Below are 16,935 nucleotides of genomic sequence, written 5' to 3'. Positions count from 1 at the left end.
CTTTCGAACAGGCGGTCCACACGGGGTCTGGCTCACCGGAGTCAGACCCCTCATGTGTACCGCTCCGCATTGGCGACGGCGGGAAGCGCTACTTCGTGGCCCCCTGGGCGAAGCCGTTGTAGATGTAGCGCTGGAGGAACAGGAAGATCACGAGGGTCGGCACGATGACGAGAACGGCTCCGGCCGAGATGTTCTCCCAGTGCGCCCCGAAGGGTCCCTTGAACCGGAACAGGGCCGTCGACATGGTCCCGAGGTCCTCTGCGGGCATGTAGAGGAAGGGGATGTAGAAGTCGTTGTACGTGGTGATGCCCTTGATGATGACCACGGTGGCGATGGCCGGCTTCAACAGCGGAAAGATGATCTTCCGGTAGATGGTGAAGGAGTTGGCGCCGTCGAGCCGTGCGGCCTCGTCGAGGGACTTCGGGATCCCGCGGATGAACTGGAGGAAGATGTAGATGGCGACGATGTCGGTGCCCATGTAGAGCAGGATCGGTGCCCAGCGGGTGTTGAACAGTCCGAAGCTGTTGACGACCTGGAAGGTGGCGACCTGGGTCGTCACGGCCGGTACCAGCGTGGCGATCAGGAACAGCGCCATGACGAGCTTCTTGAAACGGAAGTCGAAGCGGTCGATCGCGTACGCGGTCATGGAGCCGATGATCACGGTTCCGGTGATCGAGAACAGCAGGATGAAGGCCGTGTTGCCGAAGGCCGTCAGCAGGTGGCCGTCGGTGAAGGCCGTGGCGTAGTTGGAGAAGTTGAGCCAGTCGTCCGGCAGGGCCAGGGCGCCCTGGCCGTCGGAGATCTCCCCGTAGGACTTGAGCGAGGTCAGAAAGATCACGACGAGTGGCAGCAGCACCACGACGGAGGCGACGACCAGCGACAGGTACGTCAGGGCCGTGCCGACGCGCGGACGGCGGCGCGTGCGATCCTGCGGGCGGGCGGGAGCGGTGAGGGTCATACGAGATCCACCTTCTCGTCGGGCACGAGGCGGCGCTGGATCCAGGTGATCACCAGGATGATCGCCAGCAGAACCACGGCACAGGCCGAGGCCAGGCCGGTCTTGTTGAACTGGAAGGCGAACTTCACCGTCTGGATGACGAACGTCGAGGTCTCCGTCGCGCCGCCGGTCATGATGTACGGGATTTCGAACACGGAGAGGGAGCCGGAGATCGCCAGGATGACGCTCAGGCTCAGCACCGGCCGGATGCTCGGCGCGATGATGTGCCGGAACTGCTGCCAGCGGCTCGCCCCGTCCAGCTGGGCGGCCTCGTAGAGTTCGCCGGGGATCGACTGGATCGCGCCGAGGAACAGCACGAAGTTCAGGCCGGTGAAGCGCCACACGGACACGCCGGCCATGGAGGTGTTGGCCGACTCCGGGCTGCCCAGCCAGGCGTGGTCGCTGCCGACGCCGAACCAGGAGAGGACCGAGTCGAGCGTGCCGCCGTCCTGGAAGAAGTACAGGAAGACGAAGCCGATCGCGACGCCGTTGATCAGGTACGGGAAGAACAGGATGCCTTTGAACAGGTTCCTGAAGCGCAGGTCGAAGCTGAGGACGGCGGCGAAGTACAGGGCGATGACGATCTGTACGACGGACGCCGCCAGGTAGTAGAAGCTCACCGCGAAGACCCGGAACAGCTCGGGGCGGGTGAAGATCTCGGTGTAGTTCTCCGTGCCGACGTAGTCGCGGTCGGGGCTGACGCCGTCCCAGTCGGTGAAGCTGTAGTAGATCATGTTGCCCACCGGCACGTACGTGAACGTGATCAGCAGGGCGAGGGGGGCCAGCAGGAACAGCCACGGCGTGATCTTGCGCATCGGCCGGTCGCGCCACGAGGCGCCGGCCGGCGCGCGGTGCCGGGAGTTCTGCTTGCCGGTGGGGCCCGGCTCGTTGGCCGGGGCGGGCGGTGACGCCGTGGAGACGGTTCGGGTTCGGGTCATTGCGGAGCCAGGGCCTTTCGTCGTCCGCTGAGGGCACTGGGCGCCGGGCCCCGTCCACCGGGGGCGGGCAGGGGACCCGGCGGGTGCTGGGTTCAGGCGGGTGCCGGGGTCAGGAGCCGGCGGTCTGCCTGGCCTCGGACCAGCGCTTGTTCAGGTCGTCGAAGTAGTCCTCGAGTGATCCGTCCGTGGCGCCGCGGGCGATGTCGATGAGCTTCTTGCGGTAGTCCGGCTTGTTGAGCCCGATCTCGGAGGCGTTGTCGATGGCATCGACCTCGGCCGTCCGCGCCGCGGAACGCTCGATCATCTTGACATCGTTGTCACCGTAATCCTTGAGGGTCTCCGGCATTCCCTCGGACTTCAGGGCCGAGACGGCGCCCTCCTTCGCCGCGTACCCGGACTTCTCGGTGAACCAGTCGATCCACGCCCGGGCGGCCTCCTTGTGGTCGGAGTGGATGTTGACGGCCTGCTGGTAGTCGGAGACCAGGGTGGAGCAGAACTTGCCGTCCCTCTGGGACGGGAGGGGCATGAAGCCGATGTCGTCGGGGTTCTGGCCGGCCTTCTCGGCCGCGTCCCGCATCTGGTTGACGGCCCAGGAGCCGAGCACCATGCTGCCCACCTTGCCCTTGGCCAGAAGGGTCTTGGAGCTTTCCCAGTTGGTGGTGGCCGGGTCCTTCTCCGACAGCTTCTCGTGAACGATGTCGTAGAGCAGGGTGTCGAGGGTGTTGAGGTCGTTGCCCTCGGCCCACGGCTCGTCCATCTCGGCGAGCTTGTCATGGCCCTGGGTGTCGCAGCTGAGGGAGCCGACACTGTTGGTCCAGGGGCTTTCGAGCGGCCAGCCGTCCTTGAAGTTGGTGTAATAGGGGGTCGCCCCGGTCTTGTCCTTGACGGCCTTGAGGTCGTCGAGGAACTGCTCGGTCGTGGTCGGCCAGTCGGTGATCCCGGCCTTCTTCCACAGCGCCTTGTTGTAGACCAGGCCGTTGGCGGTTCCGAAGGTGGCGATGCCGTACGTCTTGCCGGCCACGTCGGTCTTGTCGGTGAAGCGGTAGGTCGGCTTCATCGACGAGGTGTCGCCGAGCGGCGCGAAGAACTTGGGGTAGTCGCCCTTGGCGACCGCCGACGGGATCAGCAGGACGTCACCGTAGTCCTCCGTGTTCATGCGGATCTTCACCTCCCCCTCGTAGTCGGTGAGACCCTCGAACTTGACCTTCACCTCGGGGTAGGTCTCGTTGAACTCGGCGGCGTACTTCTTCATCGTCCCGTCCTCGACCAGGTCGGTGCGATTGGTCAGCACGGTGATGTCCCCCGAGACGCCGTCCGGGTTCACCGGCGCGGCGGCGGTCTCGTCGGCGTTCGGGCTGCCCCCTCCGCTGCACCCCGCGACGGTCAGCATCGCGGTGGCGAGCAGAGCGACGCTCAGCGTCCTCTTCCCCATGTGCCCAGCTCCTTTCCAAGGATCACGGCTCGGGCTCCGGTGGTGGTTGACGGCGACTATGTCAGTCGTCCGTGAACCGGTAAAGCTTCTCAATCCGTCGCGATACTCAATCGTTACACGAGGTGAGAGGGCGCCTCGAAGCGTCCCTGTTCCCGCTGTTCGCCCGCGACAGCTCCTGTCAGGCAATGAAGGCTAGACCGGTTCACTTCTGTGGGGTTAGGTTGAGCCGCGTTGCATACGACACCGGGCCCGTCCCGCCGAAGGAGCCGTAGATGAAGGAAGTCGCCCCGCTCGCCGAGGGCTGGAGCCTGCGCCACAGCGAGAACCTGCTGCCCGCTCAGGTCCCCGGCTGTGTCCACACTGATCTGCTCACGGCCGGCCTGATCCCGGACCCCTTCCTCGGTACCAATGAGAACGACGTGGCCTGGGTCGGCCGGCGTGCCTGGACCTACGTCCGCGACCTGCGGGCCACCGACACCGCCGGGGCGGAGCACGAGCGGACGGATCTGGTCTTCGACGGACTCGACACTGCCGCGACCATCACGCTGGACGGGCGGGAACTGGGCCGGACCAGGAACATGCACCGGCGCCACCGCTTCGACGTCACGGGCCGGCACGGGCTCCTGGAGGTGGACTTCGCCTCCGCCTACGACGAGGCCGCATCGGTACGGGCACTGACGGGGGAGCGCCCGAACGTCTACCCGGAGCCGTTCCAGTACATCCGCAAGATGGCCTGCAGCTTCGGCTGGGACTGGGGCCCGACCCTGGTGACCGCGGGCATCTGGCGCCCGGTCCGGCTGGAGCGCTGGTCGACGGCCCGGCTGGCCGGCGTGCGTCCGCTGGTGACGGTCGACGGCGGCACGGGCCGCGTCGAGGTGCGTGTCGAGGTCGAGCGGACCGCCCAGGGAGCGGCCCGCCCGCTCGCCGTGCGTGCCACCGTCGGGGCCGGCCTCGCGAAGGCGCGCGGTGTCGTGGACGGGACGCAGGCCGTGCTGACGCTGGAGGTGCCCGACGCCTCCCTGTGGTGGCCCCGCGGCTACGGTGACCAGGCTCTGTACGACCTGGAACTCGTGCTCGTCGAAGACGGTCCCGCCTCCGAGGAGCGCCCCCTCGACTCGTGGCGCCGGCGCATCGGCTTCCGGACCGTGGAACTGGACCGCTCGGCGGACCGGCACGGTACCGGCTTCACCCTGGTCGTCAACGGCGAACGGATCTTCGCGCGCGGCGTCAACTGGATCCCCGACGACGTGTTCCCGTCCCGGATCACGCCGGAGCGCTACCGCACTCGGTTGCGCCAGACGGCAGATGCGGGCGTGGACCTGGTGCGGATCTGGGGCGGCGGCATCTACGAGGACGACGCTTTCTACGACGTCTGCGACGAACTGGGCCTCATGGTCTGGCAGGACTTCCTCTTCGCCTGCGCCGCCTACCCCGAAGAGCAGCCGCTGCGCGGCGAGGTCGAGGCCGAGGCGCGCGACAACGTTGTCCGACTCATGCCGCATCCCTCGCTCGTGCTGTGGAACGGCAACAACGAAAATCTCTGGGGCTTTCGCGACTGGGACTGGGAGCCCGAGCTGCGCGGCGACTCCTGGGGCGGCGGCTACTACCTGGACCTGCTCCCGCGGATCGTCGCCGAACTCGATCCCACCCGTCCCTACACCGCCGGCAGCCCCTGGTCCGGTTCCTGGGACCACCACCCCAACGACCCGGCTCACGGCACCCACCACTCGTGGGAGGTCTGGAACCGCCGGGACTACGCCGAGTACCGCGATTCGGTGCCCCGCTTCGTGTCGGAGTTCGGCTGGCAGGCGCCGCCCGCGATGGCGACCCTGCGGCGGGCACTGCCCGGCGAACGTCTCGCTCCCGACTCTCCCGGCATGCTGCACCACCAGAAGGCCGAAGACGGCAACGGCAAGCTGAATCGGGGCGTGGAACGCCACTTCGTGCTGCCCGAGGACGACTTCGACCGCTGGCACTACCTGACCCAGGTCGTGCAGGCCCGGGCGATCGCCGCCGGGATCGAGCACTGGCGCTCGCACTGGCCGGTGTGCGCCGGCACCGTCGTCTGGCAGATCAACGACTGCTGGCCGGTCAGCTCATGGGCAGCCATCGACGGTGACGGCCGCCTCAAGCCCCTGTACCACGAACTGCGCCGGGTCTACGCGGACCGGCTGCTCACGCTCCAGCCGGGAGAGGGCGACGACGGTCCCGTGCTCGCCGCCGTCAACCAGTCCGCCGAGCCCTGGCAGGCACGCGTGACCCTGCGGCGGCTGCGTGCGGACGGAGCCGCCGTGTCCGAGCAGGTGCTCGACGTGACCGTCGCCGCCCGTTCGGTGCACCGGCAGTCCGTGCCGCAGGACCTGGTCCCCGCCCCCCGTTCCGCCAAGGAGTTCCTCGTCGCCGACAGTGGCGACCTGCGCAGTGTGCACCTGTCGGTCACGGACCGGGAATTCGCCTACCCGGTCCCGGACTACGACGTGGTCGTCGAGTCCCCGATGGGTGCCGGGACGGGTAATGTCGAGGTCGTGGTAACAGCACACACCCTCGTACGCGACCTCCTCCTGCAGGCCGACAGGCTGGGACCGGACGCGGTCTGCGACACCGGTCTGCGCACCCTGCTTCCCGGTGAACAGCTCCGGCTGCGGGTCACGGGCGCGTCAGAGACCGGAGCGAACGCCGTGCGAGCAGCACTGTTCTGTGTGGAACCGGCGTGAGCGCACCGCTCGAACGCGTCACCATCAGGGACGTCGCCGCGGCCGCCGGCGTGTCCAAGGGCGCCGTGTCCCTGGCGTTCAACGACAAGCCGGGGGTCTCCGACGCCACCCGGGAGCGGATCTTCGCCGCGGCCCGCCAGCTGGGCTGGGCGCCCAACTCCTCGGCCCGCAGCCTGTCGCGCCGGTCCGTCGACACCGTGGGGCTGGCGATCTGCCGACCTGCGCGGCTGCTGGGCCTGGAGCCCTTCTACATGGAGTTCGTCTCCGGCATCGAGAGCGTGCTGGCCGAGCGCGACTGTTCGCTGCTGCTGCGCCTCGTCGACTCGCTGGAGGAGGAGATCGGGCTGCAGGAACGCTGGTGGCGGGAGCGGCAGATAGGGGGCTCGATCCTGGTCGACTTCCATCACGAGGATCCCCGCATCGCCCCGCTGCGGCGCATCGGTCTTCCGGCAGTGGCGGTCGGCCATCCGTCCCTCACCGGAGGCTTCCCGTCGGTGTGGACCGACGACGCCGCTGCCGTCGCCGAGGCGGTGCGCTACCTGGCGGTGCTGGGGCACCGGCGCATCGCGCACGTGGGCGGTCCCCGAGGGCTCGGGCACAGCGCGATCCGGACGACCGCGTTCGAGCAGACGACGAGCGAACTCGGCCTCGAGCGCGGCCCGCACGTCGAGACGGGTTTCTCGGGCGAGGACGGGGCGCGTGCCACCCGTTCCCTGCTGCTGTCCGCCGAGCGGCCCACGGCGATCCTCTACGACAACGACATCATGGCGGTCGCCGGACTCGGGGTCGCCGCCGAGATGGGCGTCTCCGTGCCGGACGAACTGTCGCTGCTGGCGTGGGACGACTCCCAGTTGTGCCGGCTGACGCATCCGACACTGTCGGCGATGAGCCACGACGTGCACACCTTCGGAGCGCAGGTCGCGCGGGTGCTGTTCGAGGTGCTGGCGGGCCACGACGTGACGTCCCAGCCCTTCGCGACGCCCTCCCTGGTACCGAGGGCATCGACCGCCGCACCTCCTTCGTAGAGGCGGCGGGCACGGGCGGTCGAGGGGCGCGGCGTCATGCCGCGCCCCTTCGCGTTCCGCCGGGGAGGTTCCGCTCCGGGAGGACCCACCAGGAGTTTCGGTGAGGGGCCACGAAAAGACGGGAACGCTTACCCATGAAGGGCGGCCACTTCAGCGGTACGGGGAAAACCGGTTAAGTGGCGCTTCCCTGAACGACTGGCGACGCCGCTCCACCCATTTCGTCGAGTTGCTGTCGGGCGGCCGCCGCCGCACCGATGAGGCCGGCGTCCCGCGCCAGTGCGGCGGGACGCACCTCGAGATCGCGCACGAAGTCGAGGGCCGCGAACGCGCGCAGGTGCCGGCGCAATGGCGTGAACAGCGTCTCGCCCGCCTGCGCGACGCCACCCCCGATGACCGCGACCTCGATCTCCAGCAGCGCCGCGCTGCCGGCGATCGCGGCGGCCAACGCGCGGGCCGAGCGGTCGTAGGCGGCCAGGGCCCGCTCGTCGCCCTCGCGCGCGGACGCGGCGACCGCGGCTGCGGAGGGTTGCGAACCCGGTTGCGGTGACCAGCCCCGCTGCACGGCGTAGCGGGCGATCGCGGTACCGCTGGCGTACCCCTCCACACATCCGTGGGCACCGCAGGCGCAGGGCGGTCCGTCGAAGTCGACGGAGATGTGACCTATGTGGCCGGCGTTCCCGGAAGGCCCGGGATGCAGTCGGCCGTCCAGGACGTAACCGCCGCCGACGCCGGTCGACACCACCATGCACAGGGCGTTGGCCACGCCGCGAGCGGCGCCCAGCCAGTGCTCGGCGGCGGCCATGGCCACGGCGTCCCCGAGCAGGACGGGCTCCAGGCCGGCGACGAGCATCGGATGGGCGCGCACGCTCTCGACGAGCGGGAAGTCCCGCCAGGCAGGGATGTTCACAGGGCTCACCGTGCCGGTGACCGTGTCGACGGGGCCTGCGCTGGCGATGCCCACACCACGTACCGTGCCCCAGGCCTCAGTGGCCGACAGGGTGTCGATCACGGCGTCGACGGTCCGCGCCATGCGTTGGGTGGATTCCCGCGCAGGCGTCGGGAGTTCGGCGCGGTGGACGACGGTTCCCCGTCCGTCCACCAACGCTCCCGCGATCTTGGTCCCTCCGATGTCCAGGGCGGCGTACACCGATACGGTCCTTCCTCCGGTCGCCCCGCGGGACCCTCGAAGCTGCGGTGGCGGCGTCGAGGTGATCCCCGGGCGCGACAACGTTGTCAAATCAGGGAAACGAACAAGGGGTTCTAAGCGAGGGTGCCGCGTCCGCCCGGGTCCTGGCCGACGGTGGCCACGAACAGGGTGCCCCTGCCCTCGACCCGGACGTCCTCGTCCGAGGCGGAGAGGAAGCAGGAGGTGCCGGGGGTGAGCCGCAGCGGCTCGACGCCGCTCGCCCCTGTGTGCAGTCGGGCCGATCCGTCCGCGCAGAAGGCGATGCGAGGGCCGGTCGCGGGCACGAGAGGCCCGCTGGTGCCGTCGAGTTCAGTCTTGTAGAGGGCGAACTCCGCCACCGGGCAGTCGTACAGCCATGTTCTTCCCGGCCCCCGGACGGTCGTCGGCGTGACTACCGGCACGCGCACCGCCGGGTTGGTGATCCGCAGCAGCTCGGGCACGTTCACCTCCTTGGCCGTCAGTCCCGCACGCAGCACGTTGTCCGAGTTGGCGAGCAGTTCCAGACCGACACCGTGGACGTAGGCGTGCAGTCCGCCGGCCGGCATGAACAGGGCCGCGCCGGGATCCAGGACCCGGTGGTTCAGAAGCAGGGAGGCCACGACACCGAGGTCTTCGGGGTGATGCCGCGCCAGGCGCCCCACCGCCGCGTACGCGGCGGCATCAAAGTCCGCGGACCGTGCCAGGCGCCGGCTCGAGGTCACGACGGCGGACACCAGTGACGTCCGCTCGTCCGGAGCCCACTCCAGCAGGGCTCGCAGGGCTTCGGAGAGAACGTGCTCGTCGGTGCCGGCGCGCAGCAGTCCGATCACCGGACGCAGGCCGTCGACCCCGAGGTTCTCCAGCAGGTGTGCGGCCTCCTCGCGTTGGCGGAAGCCGGCCAGGACCTCGAAGCGGGTGAGCGCGCAGAGCAGTTCGGGTTTGGGCCAGTCGTCCGCGTAGGGGCCGCGGCCGCCGTCGGCCTGCTGGGCGGCGAAGGCCGAGCGCGCCTGCTGCCGGTCCGGGTGCACCTGTATGGAAAGCGGCTGCTCGGCGGCCAGCACCTTCAGCAGGAACGGCAGCCTGCCCCCGAACCGCCGGGCGCACGCGGTGCCCAGCTCCCCGTGCGGGTCGCGGGTCACGGCGTCCAGAAGTGTCGTCTCCCGTCCCCCGCGGGTGATCCCCGCCGGGCCGGACGGGTGCGCGCCCATCCACAACTCCGCCTCCGGTCCGGCCGACGGGGTGTTCCTCCCCTGGAGCCGGGACAGCGCGTCGCGTGAACCCCATGCGTACGACTTGATGACCGGTTGTAGTAGATCCACGGTCGTACGTTAACCGTGGGCGAACGGATATCGCGGGCCTCCTGCCTCCTGTTATTGAACCGGTATAGTCGCTGACGAGATTTCCGGTTCAGGCTGATGAGCGGGCGAAAGGCGCCGAACTCCCCGTCGATCCAGCGGTCCCGATGTCACCGGAAGGCACTGCCGTCACCGTCTGCCGCCCCGAAGTCGGCGTCGAGCCGCTGGACATCCACGGCCGGAGTCCAGGCGGCGGCGGATCCCGCGACGCTCCGTGAAGAAGTTCCTCGGCGGCGGCCGAGGCCGGTGGAGAGGGTATGGGCGACAGGCGCACGCCCGCCGGCACGGCCACGAGCGGGAACGCCGGAGGCTTCGCATACCGTCCGGTCGGCGCGAGAGGGGTGTCCCTGCATGGCGGCTCTCTCGTTCGGGGGATGGCTCGCATGTACCGGTTAACCGGGCAGGAACGTAGAGGCGTCCACTTCGCCTGTCAATCGATCGCGCAGACCGTTCTCCTGCTGGCAGCCACTGTCCCCGGTGGACTGTCCGGCGCTGGGTAGCGGGTTTAGCGGTTTAGTCCTCACGTGCTTCCTGGCTCGCTGAGGCGGATCGTGAACCGTCTATTGACAGGGATGGAACATCCGGTGCCTCATGGTGTGGCGCCGAGCGGCCGCAGCCCGGTCCGGCCGCCTCGCCGACCCATCACACCGCTTGTCCGGTGCCCTCCCCGCAACTCCCGACGATTGCGATGCGTGCCTCGGGTGACGAGTCTCCGCCGTCCGACATCGTTGTCAGCCAGTCGTGTCGGCACAGTGCGTCCGGCGGGCCCGGTCAGGCGACGGCACCCCCCGTCCGACCTGCCCGAGGAGACACATGCGAAGGTCAAGAAGCACGCTGATCACGACCGCGGGGATGGCGTTCGCCGTCGTTCTGGGGCTGCTGCTCGCACTCGCCGGGCCGTCCACCGGCAAGGCGGAGGCGGCGGACGGCGGTATCCACGTCAGCAACGGACGTGTCGTCGAGGGCAACGGCAACGCGTTCGTCATGCGCGGGGTCAATCACGCCTACACCTGGTATCCCGAGCGCACCAGCTCCATCGCCGACATCGCGGCCAAGGGCGCCAACACCGTCCGCGTCGTGCTGAGCAGCGGCGGCCGCTGGACGAAGACGAGCGTCTCCCAGGTCTCCACGCTCATCGGCCAGTGCAAGGAGAACAAGGTCATCTGCGTCCTGGAGGTGCACGACACCACCGGCTACGGCGAGGACGGCGCCGCGACCAGCCTGGCTCAGGCGGCCGACTACTGGGTCAGCGTGAAGAGCGCGCTGGAGGGCCAGGAGGACTACGTCGTCGTCAACATCGGCAACGAGCCCTTCGGCAACACCGACTACGCGGCGTGGACCGACGCGACCAAGGCGGCCATCGGCAAGCTCCGCGGCGCCGGCCTCGACCACGCCCTGATGGTCGACGCACCCAACTGGGGCCAGGACTGGTCCGGCACGATGCGCTCCAACGCTGCCTCGGTCTTCGCCTCCGACCCCGACCGCAACACCATCTTCTCGATCCACATGTACGGGGTCTACGACACCGCGACCGAGGTGCGGGACTACCTCAACGCCTTCGTGGGCAAGGGACTGCCCATCGTCGTCGGTGAGTTCGGTGACCAGCACAGCGACGGCAACCCCGACGAGGACGCCGTCATGGCGACGGCCCAGTCCCTCGGCATCGGCTACATCGGCTGGTCGTGGAGCGGCAACGGCAGCGGTGTCGAGTACCTCGACATGGTCAACGGCTTCGACCCGAACTCGCTGACCACCTGGGGCAACCGCTTCTTCAACGGCAGCAACGGCATCGCAGCCACGTCCAAGACCGCCACCGTGTACGGCGGCGGTGACGGCGGCACGGGCGGTACCGCTCCCAACGGTTACCCGTACTGCGTGAAGGGCAGCGCCTCGGACCCCGACGGTGACGGGTGGGGCTGGGAGAACGGCCGCTCCTGCGTCGTCCCCGGCGCTCTCGCTCCCAACGGTTACCCGTACTGCGTGAAGGGCAGCGCCTCGGACCCCGACGGTGACGGGTGGGGCTGGGAGAACAGCCGCTCCTGCGTCGTCCGGGGCAGCGCCGCGGACCGCTGACCGACGGACGCGAGGACGCCCCGCCCCGGAGAGGTCCCCGGGCGGGGCGTCCGGTCGCACGACGCTGTCAGGCACGGCACCCGTTCTGCTGCCGCGACCGGCGAGGCCAGCCCTCGCCGAGACCGGGGGCGATGCCCGAGGGGCGCAGCCGCACTTTCTGGCAGCTGTCCCGGTCGGCTCAGCTCAGCAGCGCGCTCGAGGCGGCTGCCAGCACCGTGTGTGTCTGGTGTTCCACCTGGCGCCCTACCGGTACCCAGCGCAGACGCAGGGCCTGCTCGAAGTCCGCGCACCATGTGGTGAACAGCCCTTCCAGGCCCGCGTCCTCCTGCACGACCTCGCGGTACGGCGTGACCGGGACGAGTGGATCGTGGGCCGCATGGCCACCCGGACCTCCGTCGCCCTGCCGGCCGTCGGAGCGCGCGCGGTGGAACTCCTCGGCGAGGGGCTGAGCGTGGCCCGTACGGTCTCGCCTACGCCCGGTACAGGTTTCGGCGGACGGTGCGACGGCCGTCGCGCGACGGAAAATCCGCAGGGGCGGCCGACCCGAGCACCCGGCTCCCCCCGCACGAACGCCGGGCCGTGCGCCTGTACAGCGTCGTGCTCGTCGTAGGTACGGCTGCCTGCCTGGCGTTCATGGCCACCGTCACCCTTCCCGTCGACATCGCCCTGCTGGTCGGTGCCGCCCGGGGACTGGGCCCGGAGCACGGCCTCGCGGGCAACGCCGACTCGGTGGCGGTGCTGGCCGTCCTGGGCGGCGTCAGAGTCCTGTGGCTCGTCACCTGGTGGCGCAACGGCCGCTCGGGCAGGCGCGTGTGAACGTCCGTCCGGCGGCCGTCAGCCACGCCCGATCACCTGTCGGCACGCCTCCACGTACCCCCGTACCAGCGGGTGGTCCTCGTCCTCCCGGCGCCAGGCGAGCGCGTAACGGCTGGGGCTCAGCCCGCGGACCGGGCGGGTGGTGACGCCGCCCAGGGTGATCAGCGGGGCGTTGCCCGTGGCGACGAGGCAGATGCCGAGGCCGGCGACGAGGGCCTCGTACGTCTCTTCGGTGCCGGCGATCTCCGCGCCGATGCGCGGTGGGCGGGGGGTGTTTCCGGGCAGCGCACGCCGTTCGTCCAGCGCCAGCCAGAAGTCGCGCAGGACGCCCGCCTCCGGCGGCAGGGCGAGGAACGGCTCGTCGGCCAGGTCCGCGAAGTCGACCTCGGTGCGGGCCGCGAGCGGGTGGGTGTCGGGGAGGGCGACCAGGCGGGGTTCCTCGGCGACCGTGGTCCACGCGTAGCGGTCGGCGTCGGGCAGCGGCAGCCACACATAGGCGACGTCGGCCGTGCCGTCGGCCAGGCCCGCCGTCGGGTCGTGCCAGCTCAGCTGCCGCAGCCGGGGTAATGCCTCCGGGTGGGCGGCCGTGAACCGGGAGCGGATCGCCGGCAGCAGACCGCCGCGTCCTGGGCTGGTGCTCATGCCGACGACCAGGGTGCCGCGCCGTGCGGCCTGTGACGCCCGCACCGCCGCCGCGCCCTCGGTCCAGTCGGCCAGCACTCGCCGGGCATGCGGCAGCAGAGCCGTGCCCGCCTCGGTCAGCGTCACACCGCGCGGCTCGCGCCGGAACAGTTCGGCGCCCAACTGCCGCTCCAGCGCCCGGATCTGCTTGCTCAGCGCCGGCTGGGACACGTACAGCCGCTCGGCCGCCCGGGTGAAGTGCAGTTCCTCGGCCACCGCCGCGAAGTAACGCAGCTCCCGCACATGCACGTCCGTCGTCATGACCGTTGGCTATCACTGTGGGTCTTGGACGGGCAACCGGCTTTCCCGGCAGGGTGGTTGGCGGTTGCAGACGGACGAACGGCCAGGGAGACGGTATGAACAAGGTGTGGCTGATCACGGGCGCGAGCAGCGGCTTCGGGCGGGCGATCGCCGAGGCGGCCCTCGCCGAGGGTGATGTGGTCGTCGGTGCGGCACGGCGGCCCGAGGGGCTCGACGACCTGGTGGCCGCCCACCCCGACCAGATGGAGGCGGTGCGCCTGGACGTCGCCGACACGGCCGCCGCCGAGGCCGCCGTACAGGACGTGGTGGCGCGGCACGGGCGGATCGACGTGCTGGTCAACAACGCGGGCCGTACACACGTCGGCGCCTTCGAGGAGACGGGCGAGGACGAGCTGCGTGCCCTGTTCGACGTGCACGTCTTCGGGCCGGCTGCACTGACGCGGGCCGTGCTGCCGCACATGCGGGAGCGGCGCTCGGGCGCGATCGTGCAGATGAGCAGCATGGGCGGGCAGATGTCCTTCGCGGGCTTCTCGGCGTACAGCGGGACGAAGTTCGCGCTGGAGGGCATGAGCGAGGGGCTCGCGGACGAGGTGCGGGAGTTCGGGATCAAGGTGCTGATCGTGGAGCCGGGGGCCTTCCGCACCGGCCTGTTCGCGAGCGGTGCGGCCGGGCTCAGCGCCGACAGCGGTGTGTACGCCAAGGTGAGCGAGACCCGTGGGCTCGTCACCGGCGGCGACGGCAGCCAGCCCGGCGATCCGGCCAAGGCGGCGGCACTCGTGCTCGCCGCGCTGGCGGCCGACGACACCCCGCTGCGGCTGCCGCTCGGCGACGACGGCGTCAGCGCGGTTCTCGGCCACCTGGACCAGGTCCGGGCGGATGTGACGGCGTGGGAGAAGCGCACCCGGGCCACGGGCTTCGACGACTGAGACGCACGCGGGCCGGGAAGCGTCGTCCCCGGGCCGTCGTACCTGATCTCGCGTACCGCCCCCGCCCCGCGCGCGCATACCATGCGCTCAGTCACGCGGCCGTGCGTTCCGGGCGGTCGCCCTCACCCCGCGGAGCCTTCGCGTCGCCGCACGGATCAGGAGCACGGCACCCGTGTCCATACCGCCGCCCCCCGGTCCCCAAGGGCCTTACCCGCAGGGACCGTACGCCCCGCAGCAGCCTCCGCCGGTCTGGGGCGGTCCCTACGGGGCGTACCCGCGGCAGGCACCCGTCAACGGTGTGGCCATCGCCGCGCTCGTCCTCGGCGTGCTCTGCTTCCTCCCTGCGGTCGGGCTCGTGCTGGGGCTGGTCGCCCTGCGTCAGATCAGGAGGAAGGGCGAGCGGGGCAAGGGGCTCGCCGTGGCCGGTTCCGTGCTCTCCTCCGTGGGTCTCGCCCTGTGGGTGGTGTCGCTCTCCACGGGTGCCGCCGCCGACTTCTGGCAGGGCTTCAGGGACGCCGCACGGGGCGAGGGCACCGCGTACGCGCTCTCCGAGGGCCAGTGCTTCACCACGCCCAGCGGATCCCTGCAAGGGGTCACCTACGACGTCGACGTGGTGCCCTGCCAGGACGAACACGACGGCGAGGTGTTCGCCGTCTTCGATCTGCCCGGCGGCTCCTACCCCGGCGACGACGAGATCACCCGGTCCGCCGACGACCGGTGCTACGCGTTCCAGGACACCTACGCCATGGACCGCTGGGCCCTGCCCGCCGACGTCGACGTGTACTACCTGACGCCGACCCGGCAGAGCTGGCGCGCGGGCGACCGGGAGATCACCTGCCTGTTCGGCAACACGGACGAGCAGGGCACGCTCACCGGCTCGCTGCGCAATGACGCCAGGACGCTCGACCCGCACCAGGTCACCTATCTGACGGGGGAAGGCGCCCTCAACCGGGCCATGGACGAGATGCCCGAGGCGGAAGCCGTCGAGGACGACTTCCCGGCGTACGGGGTCTGGGCGGGGCAGGTGTCGGAGGCGCTGCGCCACGAGCTGGGGCTCCTGCGCCGGCACGACTGGCCCGCCGGGTCCGAGCGGCAGGTCGCCGCCCTGATCGAGGACCTGGACACGGCGCAGAAGGAGTGGGGCGAGGCGGCCAGGGCCACCGACGTCGACACGTACTACGAGCACTACGACAAGGGGTTCGACCTCATCGAGGCCGACACGACGGTCACCGCACGCAAGGCCCTGGGACTGCCCACGACGCCGCCGTACTACGAGGAGGGCGGCGCCGACGGGGGAGACGGCACCGGCATGGAGGTGTGACGGCGTCCCCAGTGGGGAGAAAGTGCCTGCGTGAAGCCCTCGACGGCACACGTCATCACTTCGAGTGAATCTCTGGCCTTCGCTTGCCTGGCACAACCTACGGTTGCCACGCTGTTGCTGTCTGTACAACCTGATGGGAGCGGCCAGTGACATTCGGTGAGCAGCCGGCGTACCTGCGTGTCGCGGGTGATCTCCGCAAGAAGATCGTCGACGGCCTGCTGGCGCCGCACACCCGCCTCCCCTCCCAGGCCCGGATCCGCGAGGAGTACGGCGTCTCGGACACCGTCGCCCTGGAGGCGCGCAAGGTGCTCATGGCCGAAGGACTGGTCGAAGGACGCTCGGGATCCGGAACCTATGTGCGCGAGCGGCCCGAGCCCCGGCGCATCGCCCGCTCCGGGTACCGTCCGGCCGGCGGTGCCACGCCCTTCCGGCAGGAGCAGGCCGACGCCGGGGCCCGCGGCACGTGGGAGTCCCGCAGCGAACAGGCCGAGGCGAGCGGTGCCGTCGCCGAGCGGCTCGGGATCAAGCCCGGGGACCGGGTGATGTGCACGCGGTACGTCTTCCGGGAGGGCGGCGAGGCCATGATGCTCTCCACCTCCTGGGAGCCGCTCGATCTCACCGGCCGCACGCCCGTGATGCTGCCCGAGGAGGGCCCGCTCGGCGGCATGGGCGTCGTCGAGCGGATGGCCGCCATCGACGTCGTCGTGGACAACGTCACCGAGGAGGTCGGCGCCCGCCCCGGCCTCGCCGAGGAGCTGCTCGCCCTGGGCGGTGTCCCCGGGCACGTGGTGCTGGTCGTCCGGCGCACCTTCTACGCCTCGGGCCGCGCGGTCGAGACGGCCGACGTGGTCGTCCCGGCCGACCGGTACCGGGTGGCGTACCACCTGCCCGTCAAGTAGGGCCGGGGCCCGTCGGCGGCGGACGTCCGCCGTCAACGGGCCCCGCCGCTCTGTGAGATGGCGCACGCCTCCGTGCGCCTCTCGCGCCCCCTCATCCGCGTCGGCACCGCGTCCGGGGCCCCTTCCCTGTTCCGCGGCACCGTCCCGCACCGCGGAATTCCGGTCGTTCTCGCAGGTCGCCTCCTCGTGCCGCGTACGCCCCTGACCGGAAGCATCGGTGGCCCAGGACGGCGCATCGGGCATCGTGCGCCCCCTGCGTTCTGGCTGGTTGCGTCCCTCTTTGTGAAAAGCCGTATTCGCTGCGTGAAGGTTAGGCGTAGGGTCGGGCATAT

At 70.3% G+C, this 16,935-nt stretch carries 14 protein-coding genes; 7 read left to right on the top strand and 7 right to left on the bottom strand.

Annotation, left to right across the window (positions count from 1 at the left end; all coding sequences use genetic code 11):
• Positions 1-88 precede the first annotated feature (88 nt).
• From IEZ05_RS05470 to IEZ05_RS05460, 3 genes are all read right to left on the bottom strand, one after another.
• A complete protein-coding gene (locus IEZ05_RS05470; RefSeq protein ID WP_189228851.1) occupies positions 89-958 on the bottom strand; it encodes a carbohydrate ABC transporter permease in 870 nt (289 codons plus the stop codon).
• The gene (locus tag IEZ05_RS05465; protein WP_189228850.1) at positions 955-1,935 is read right to left on the bottom strand and encodes a carbohydrate ABC transporter permease; all 981 of its coding nucleotides are present in this window, start codon (positions 1,933-1,935) and stop codon (positions 955-957) included. Before IEZ05_RS05465 ends, IEZ05_RS05470 begins: the two co-directional genes overlap by 4 nt.
• Positions 1,936-2,044: 109 nt before the next feature.
• Positions 2,045-3,367 (bottom strand): ABC transporter substrate-binding protein, encoded by a 1,323-nt coding sequence (locus tag IEZ05_RS05460; protein WP_189228849.1) that lies wholly within the window; start codon positions 3,365-3,367, stop codon positions 2,045-2,047.
• Between the two features lie 272 nt (positions 3,368-3,639).
• On the opposite strand from IEZ05_RS05460, the gene IEZ05_RS05455 reads away from it, so the two are divergent.
• Positions 3,640-6,081: a glycoside hydrolase family 2 protein gene (locus tag IEZ05_RS05455; protein WP_189228848.1), complete on the top strand. Its 2,442-nt coding sequence runs from the start codon at positions 3,640-3,642 to the stop codon at positions 6,079-6,081.
• Positions 6,078-7,106, top strand: a complete 1,029-nt coding sequence (locus IEZ05_RS05450) for a LacI family DNA-binding transcriptional regulator (RefSeq protein ID WP_189228847.1) — start codon at positions 6,078-6,080, stop codon at positions 7,104-7,106. Before IEZ05_RS05455 ends, IEZ05_RS05450 begins: the two co-directional genes overlap by 4 nt.
• Before the next feature lie 172 nt (positions 7,107-7,278).
• On the opposite strand, the gene IEZ05_RS05445 is transcribed toward IEZ05_RS05450, so the two are convergent.
• Both IEZ05_RS05445 and manA read right to left on the bottom strand, forming a co-directional pair.
• Positions 7,279-8,253, bottom strand: coding sequence for an ROK family protein (locus tag IEZ05_RS05445; RefSeq protein WP_189228846.1), 975 nt, complete (start codon positions 8,251-8,253; stop codon positions 7,279-7,281).
• Positions 8,254-8,366: 113 nt separating this feature from the next.
• A complete protein-coding gene (gene manA, locus IEZ05_RS05440) occupies positions 8,367-9,590 on the bottom strand; it encodes a mannose-6-phosphate isomerase, class I (protein WP_189228845.1) in 1,224 nt (407 codons plus the stop codon).
• Positions 9,591-10,439: 849 nt separating this feature from the next.
• Between manA and IEZ05_RS05435 the strand changes: the two genes are divergently transcribed.
• The gene (locus IEZ05_RS05435) at positions 10,440-11,699 is read left to right on the top strand and encodes a cellulase family glycosylhydrolase (RefSeq protein ID WP_189228844.1); all 1,260 of its coding nucleotides are present in this window, start codon (positions 10,440-10,442) and stop codon (positions 11,697-11,699) included.
• Between the two features lie 178 nt (positions 11,700-11,877).
• Here the strand turns inward: IEZ05_RS05435 and IEZ05_RS05430 are convergent, their stop codons facing one another.
• Positions 11,878-12,030: a hypothetical protein gene (locus tag IEZ05_RS05430; protein WP_308426884.1), complete on the bottom strand. Its 153-nt coding sequence runs from the start codon at positions 12,028-12,030 to the stop codon at positions 11,878-11,880.
• 248 nt (positions 12,031-12,278) lie between these two features.
• Between IEZ05_RS05430 and IEZ05_RS05425 the strand changes: the two genes are divergently transcribed.
• Positions 12,279-12,515 carry a hypothetical protein gene (locus tag IEZ05_RS05425; protein ID WP_229869572.1) on the top strand — a complete coding sequence of 79 codons (237 nt, stop codon included), beginning with the start codon at positions 12,279-12,281 and terminating at the stop codon, positions 12,513-12,515.
• Positions 12,516-12,533: 18 nt separating this feature from the next.
• Here IEZ05_RS05425 and IEZ05_RS05420 read toward each other — a convergent pair whose 3' ends face one another.
• Positions 12,534-13,457 carry a LysR family transcriptional regulator gene (locus IEZ05_RS05420; protein WP_189228843.1) on the bottom strand — a complete coding sequence of 308 codons (924 nt, stop codon included), beginning with the start codon at positions 13,455-13,457 and terminating at the stop codon, positions 12,534-12,536.
• A gap of 95 nt (positions 13,458-13,552) precedes the next feature.
• Between IEZ05_RS05420 and IEZ05_RS05415 the strand changes: the two genes are divergently transcribed.
• The 3 genes from IEZ05_RS05415 to IEZ05_RS05405 all read left to right on the top strand — a co-directional run bounded on the left by IEZ05_RS05415 (position 13,553) and on the right by IEZ05_RS05405 (position 16,603).
• The gene (locus IEZ05_RS05415; protein ID WP_189228842.1) at positions 13,553-14,383 is read left to right on the top strand and encodes an oxidoreductase; all 831 of its coding nucleotides are present in this window, start codon (positions 13,553-13,555) and stop codon (positions 14,381-14,383) included.
• 172 nt (positions 14,384-14,555) lie between these two features.
• A complete protein-coding gene (locus IEZ05_RS05410; RefSeq protein WP_189228841.1) occupies positions 14,556-15,704 on the top strand; it encodes a DUF4190 domain-containing protein in 1,149 nt (382 codons plus the stop codon).
• A 146-nt stretch (positions 15,705-15,850) separates the two neighbouring features.
• Positions 15,851-16,603: a GntR family transcriptional regulator gene (locus IEZ05_RS05405; RefSeq protein ID WP_189228840.1), complete on the top strand. Its 753-nt coding sequence runs from the start codon at positions 15,851-15,853 to the stop codon at positions 16,601-16,603.
• Positions 16,604-16,935 lie beyond the last annotated feature (332 nt).

This window comes from Streptomyces flaveolus, assembly GCF_014648815.1.
GTDB classification, from domain to species: domain Bacteria; phylum Actinomycetota; class Actinomycetes; order Streptomycetales; family Streptomycetaceae; genus Streptomyces; species Streptomyces flaveolus.
The sequence above is the reverse complement of the archived record's forward strand: the minus strand, read 5'-3'. Positions and strand labels throughout refer to the sequence as shown.

Coding starts and splice junctions, on each gene's coding strand:
- IEZ05_RS05470 (WP_189228851.1), bottom strand. CDS start 958: ATGACCCTCACCGCTCCCGCCCGCCCGCAGGATCGCACGCGCCGCCGT.
- IEZ05_RS05465 (WP_189228850.1), bottom strand. CDS start 1,935: ATGACCCGAACCCGAACCGTCTCCACGGCGTCACCGCCCGCCCCGGCC.
- IEZ05_RS05460 (WP_189228849.1), bottom strand. CDS start 3,367: ATGGGGAAGAGGACGCTGAGCGTCGCTCTGCTCGCCACCGCGATGCTG.
- IEZ05_RS05455 (WP_189228848.1), top strand. CDS start 3,640: ATGAAGGAAGTCGCCCCGCTCGCCGAGGGCTGGAGCCTGCGCCACAGC.
- IEZ05_RS05435 (WP_189228844.1), top strand. CDS start 10,440: ATGCGAAGGTCAAGAAGCACGCTGATCACGACCGCGGGGATGGCGTTC.
- IEZ05_RS05420 (WP_189228843.1), bottom strand. CDS start 13,457: ATGACGACGGACGTGCATGTGCGGGAGCTGCGTTACTTCGCGGCGGTG.
- IEZ05_RS05415 (WP_189228842.1), top strand. CDS start 13,553: ATGAACAAGGTGTGGCTGATCACGGGCGCGAGCAGCGGCTTCGGGCGG.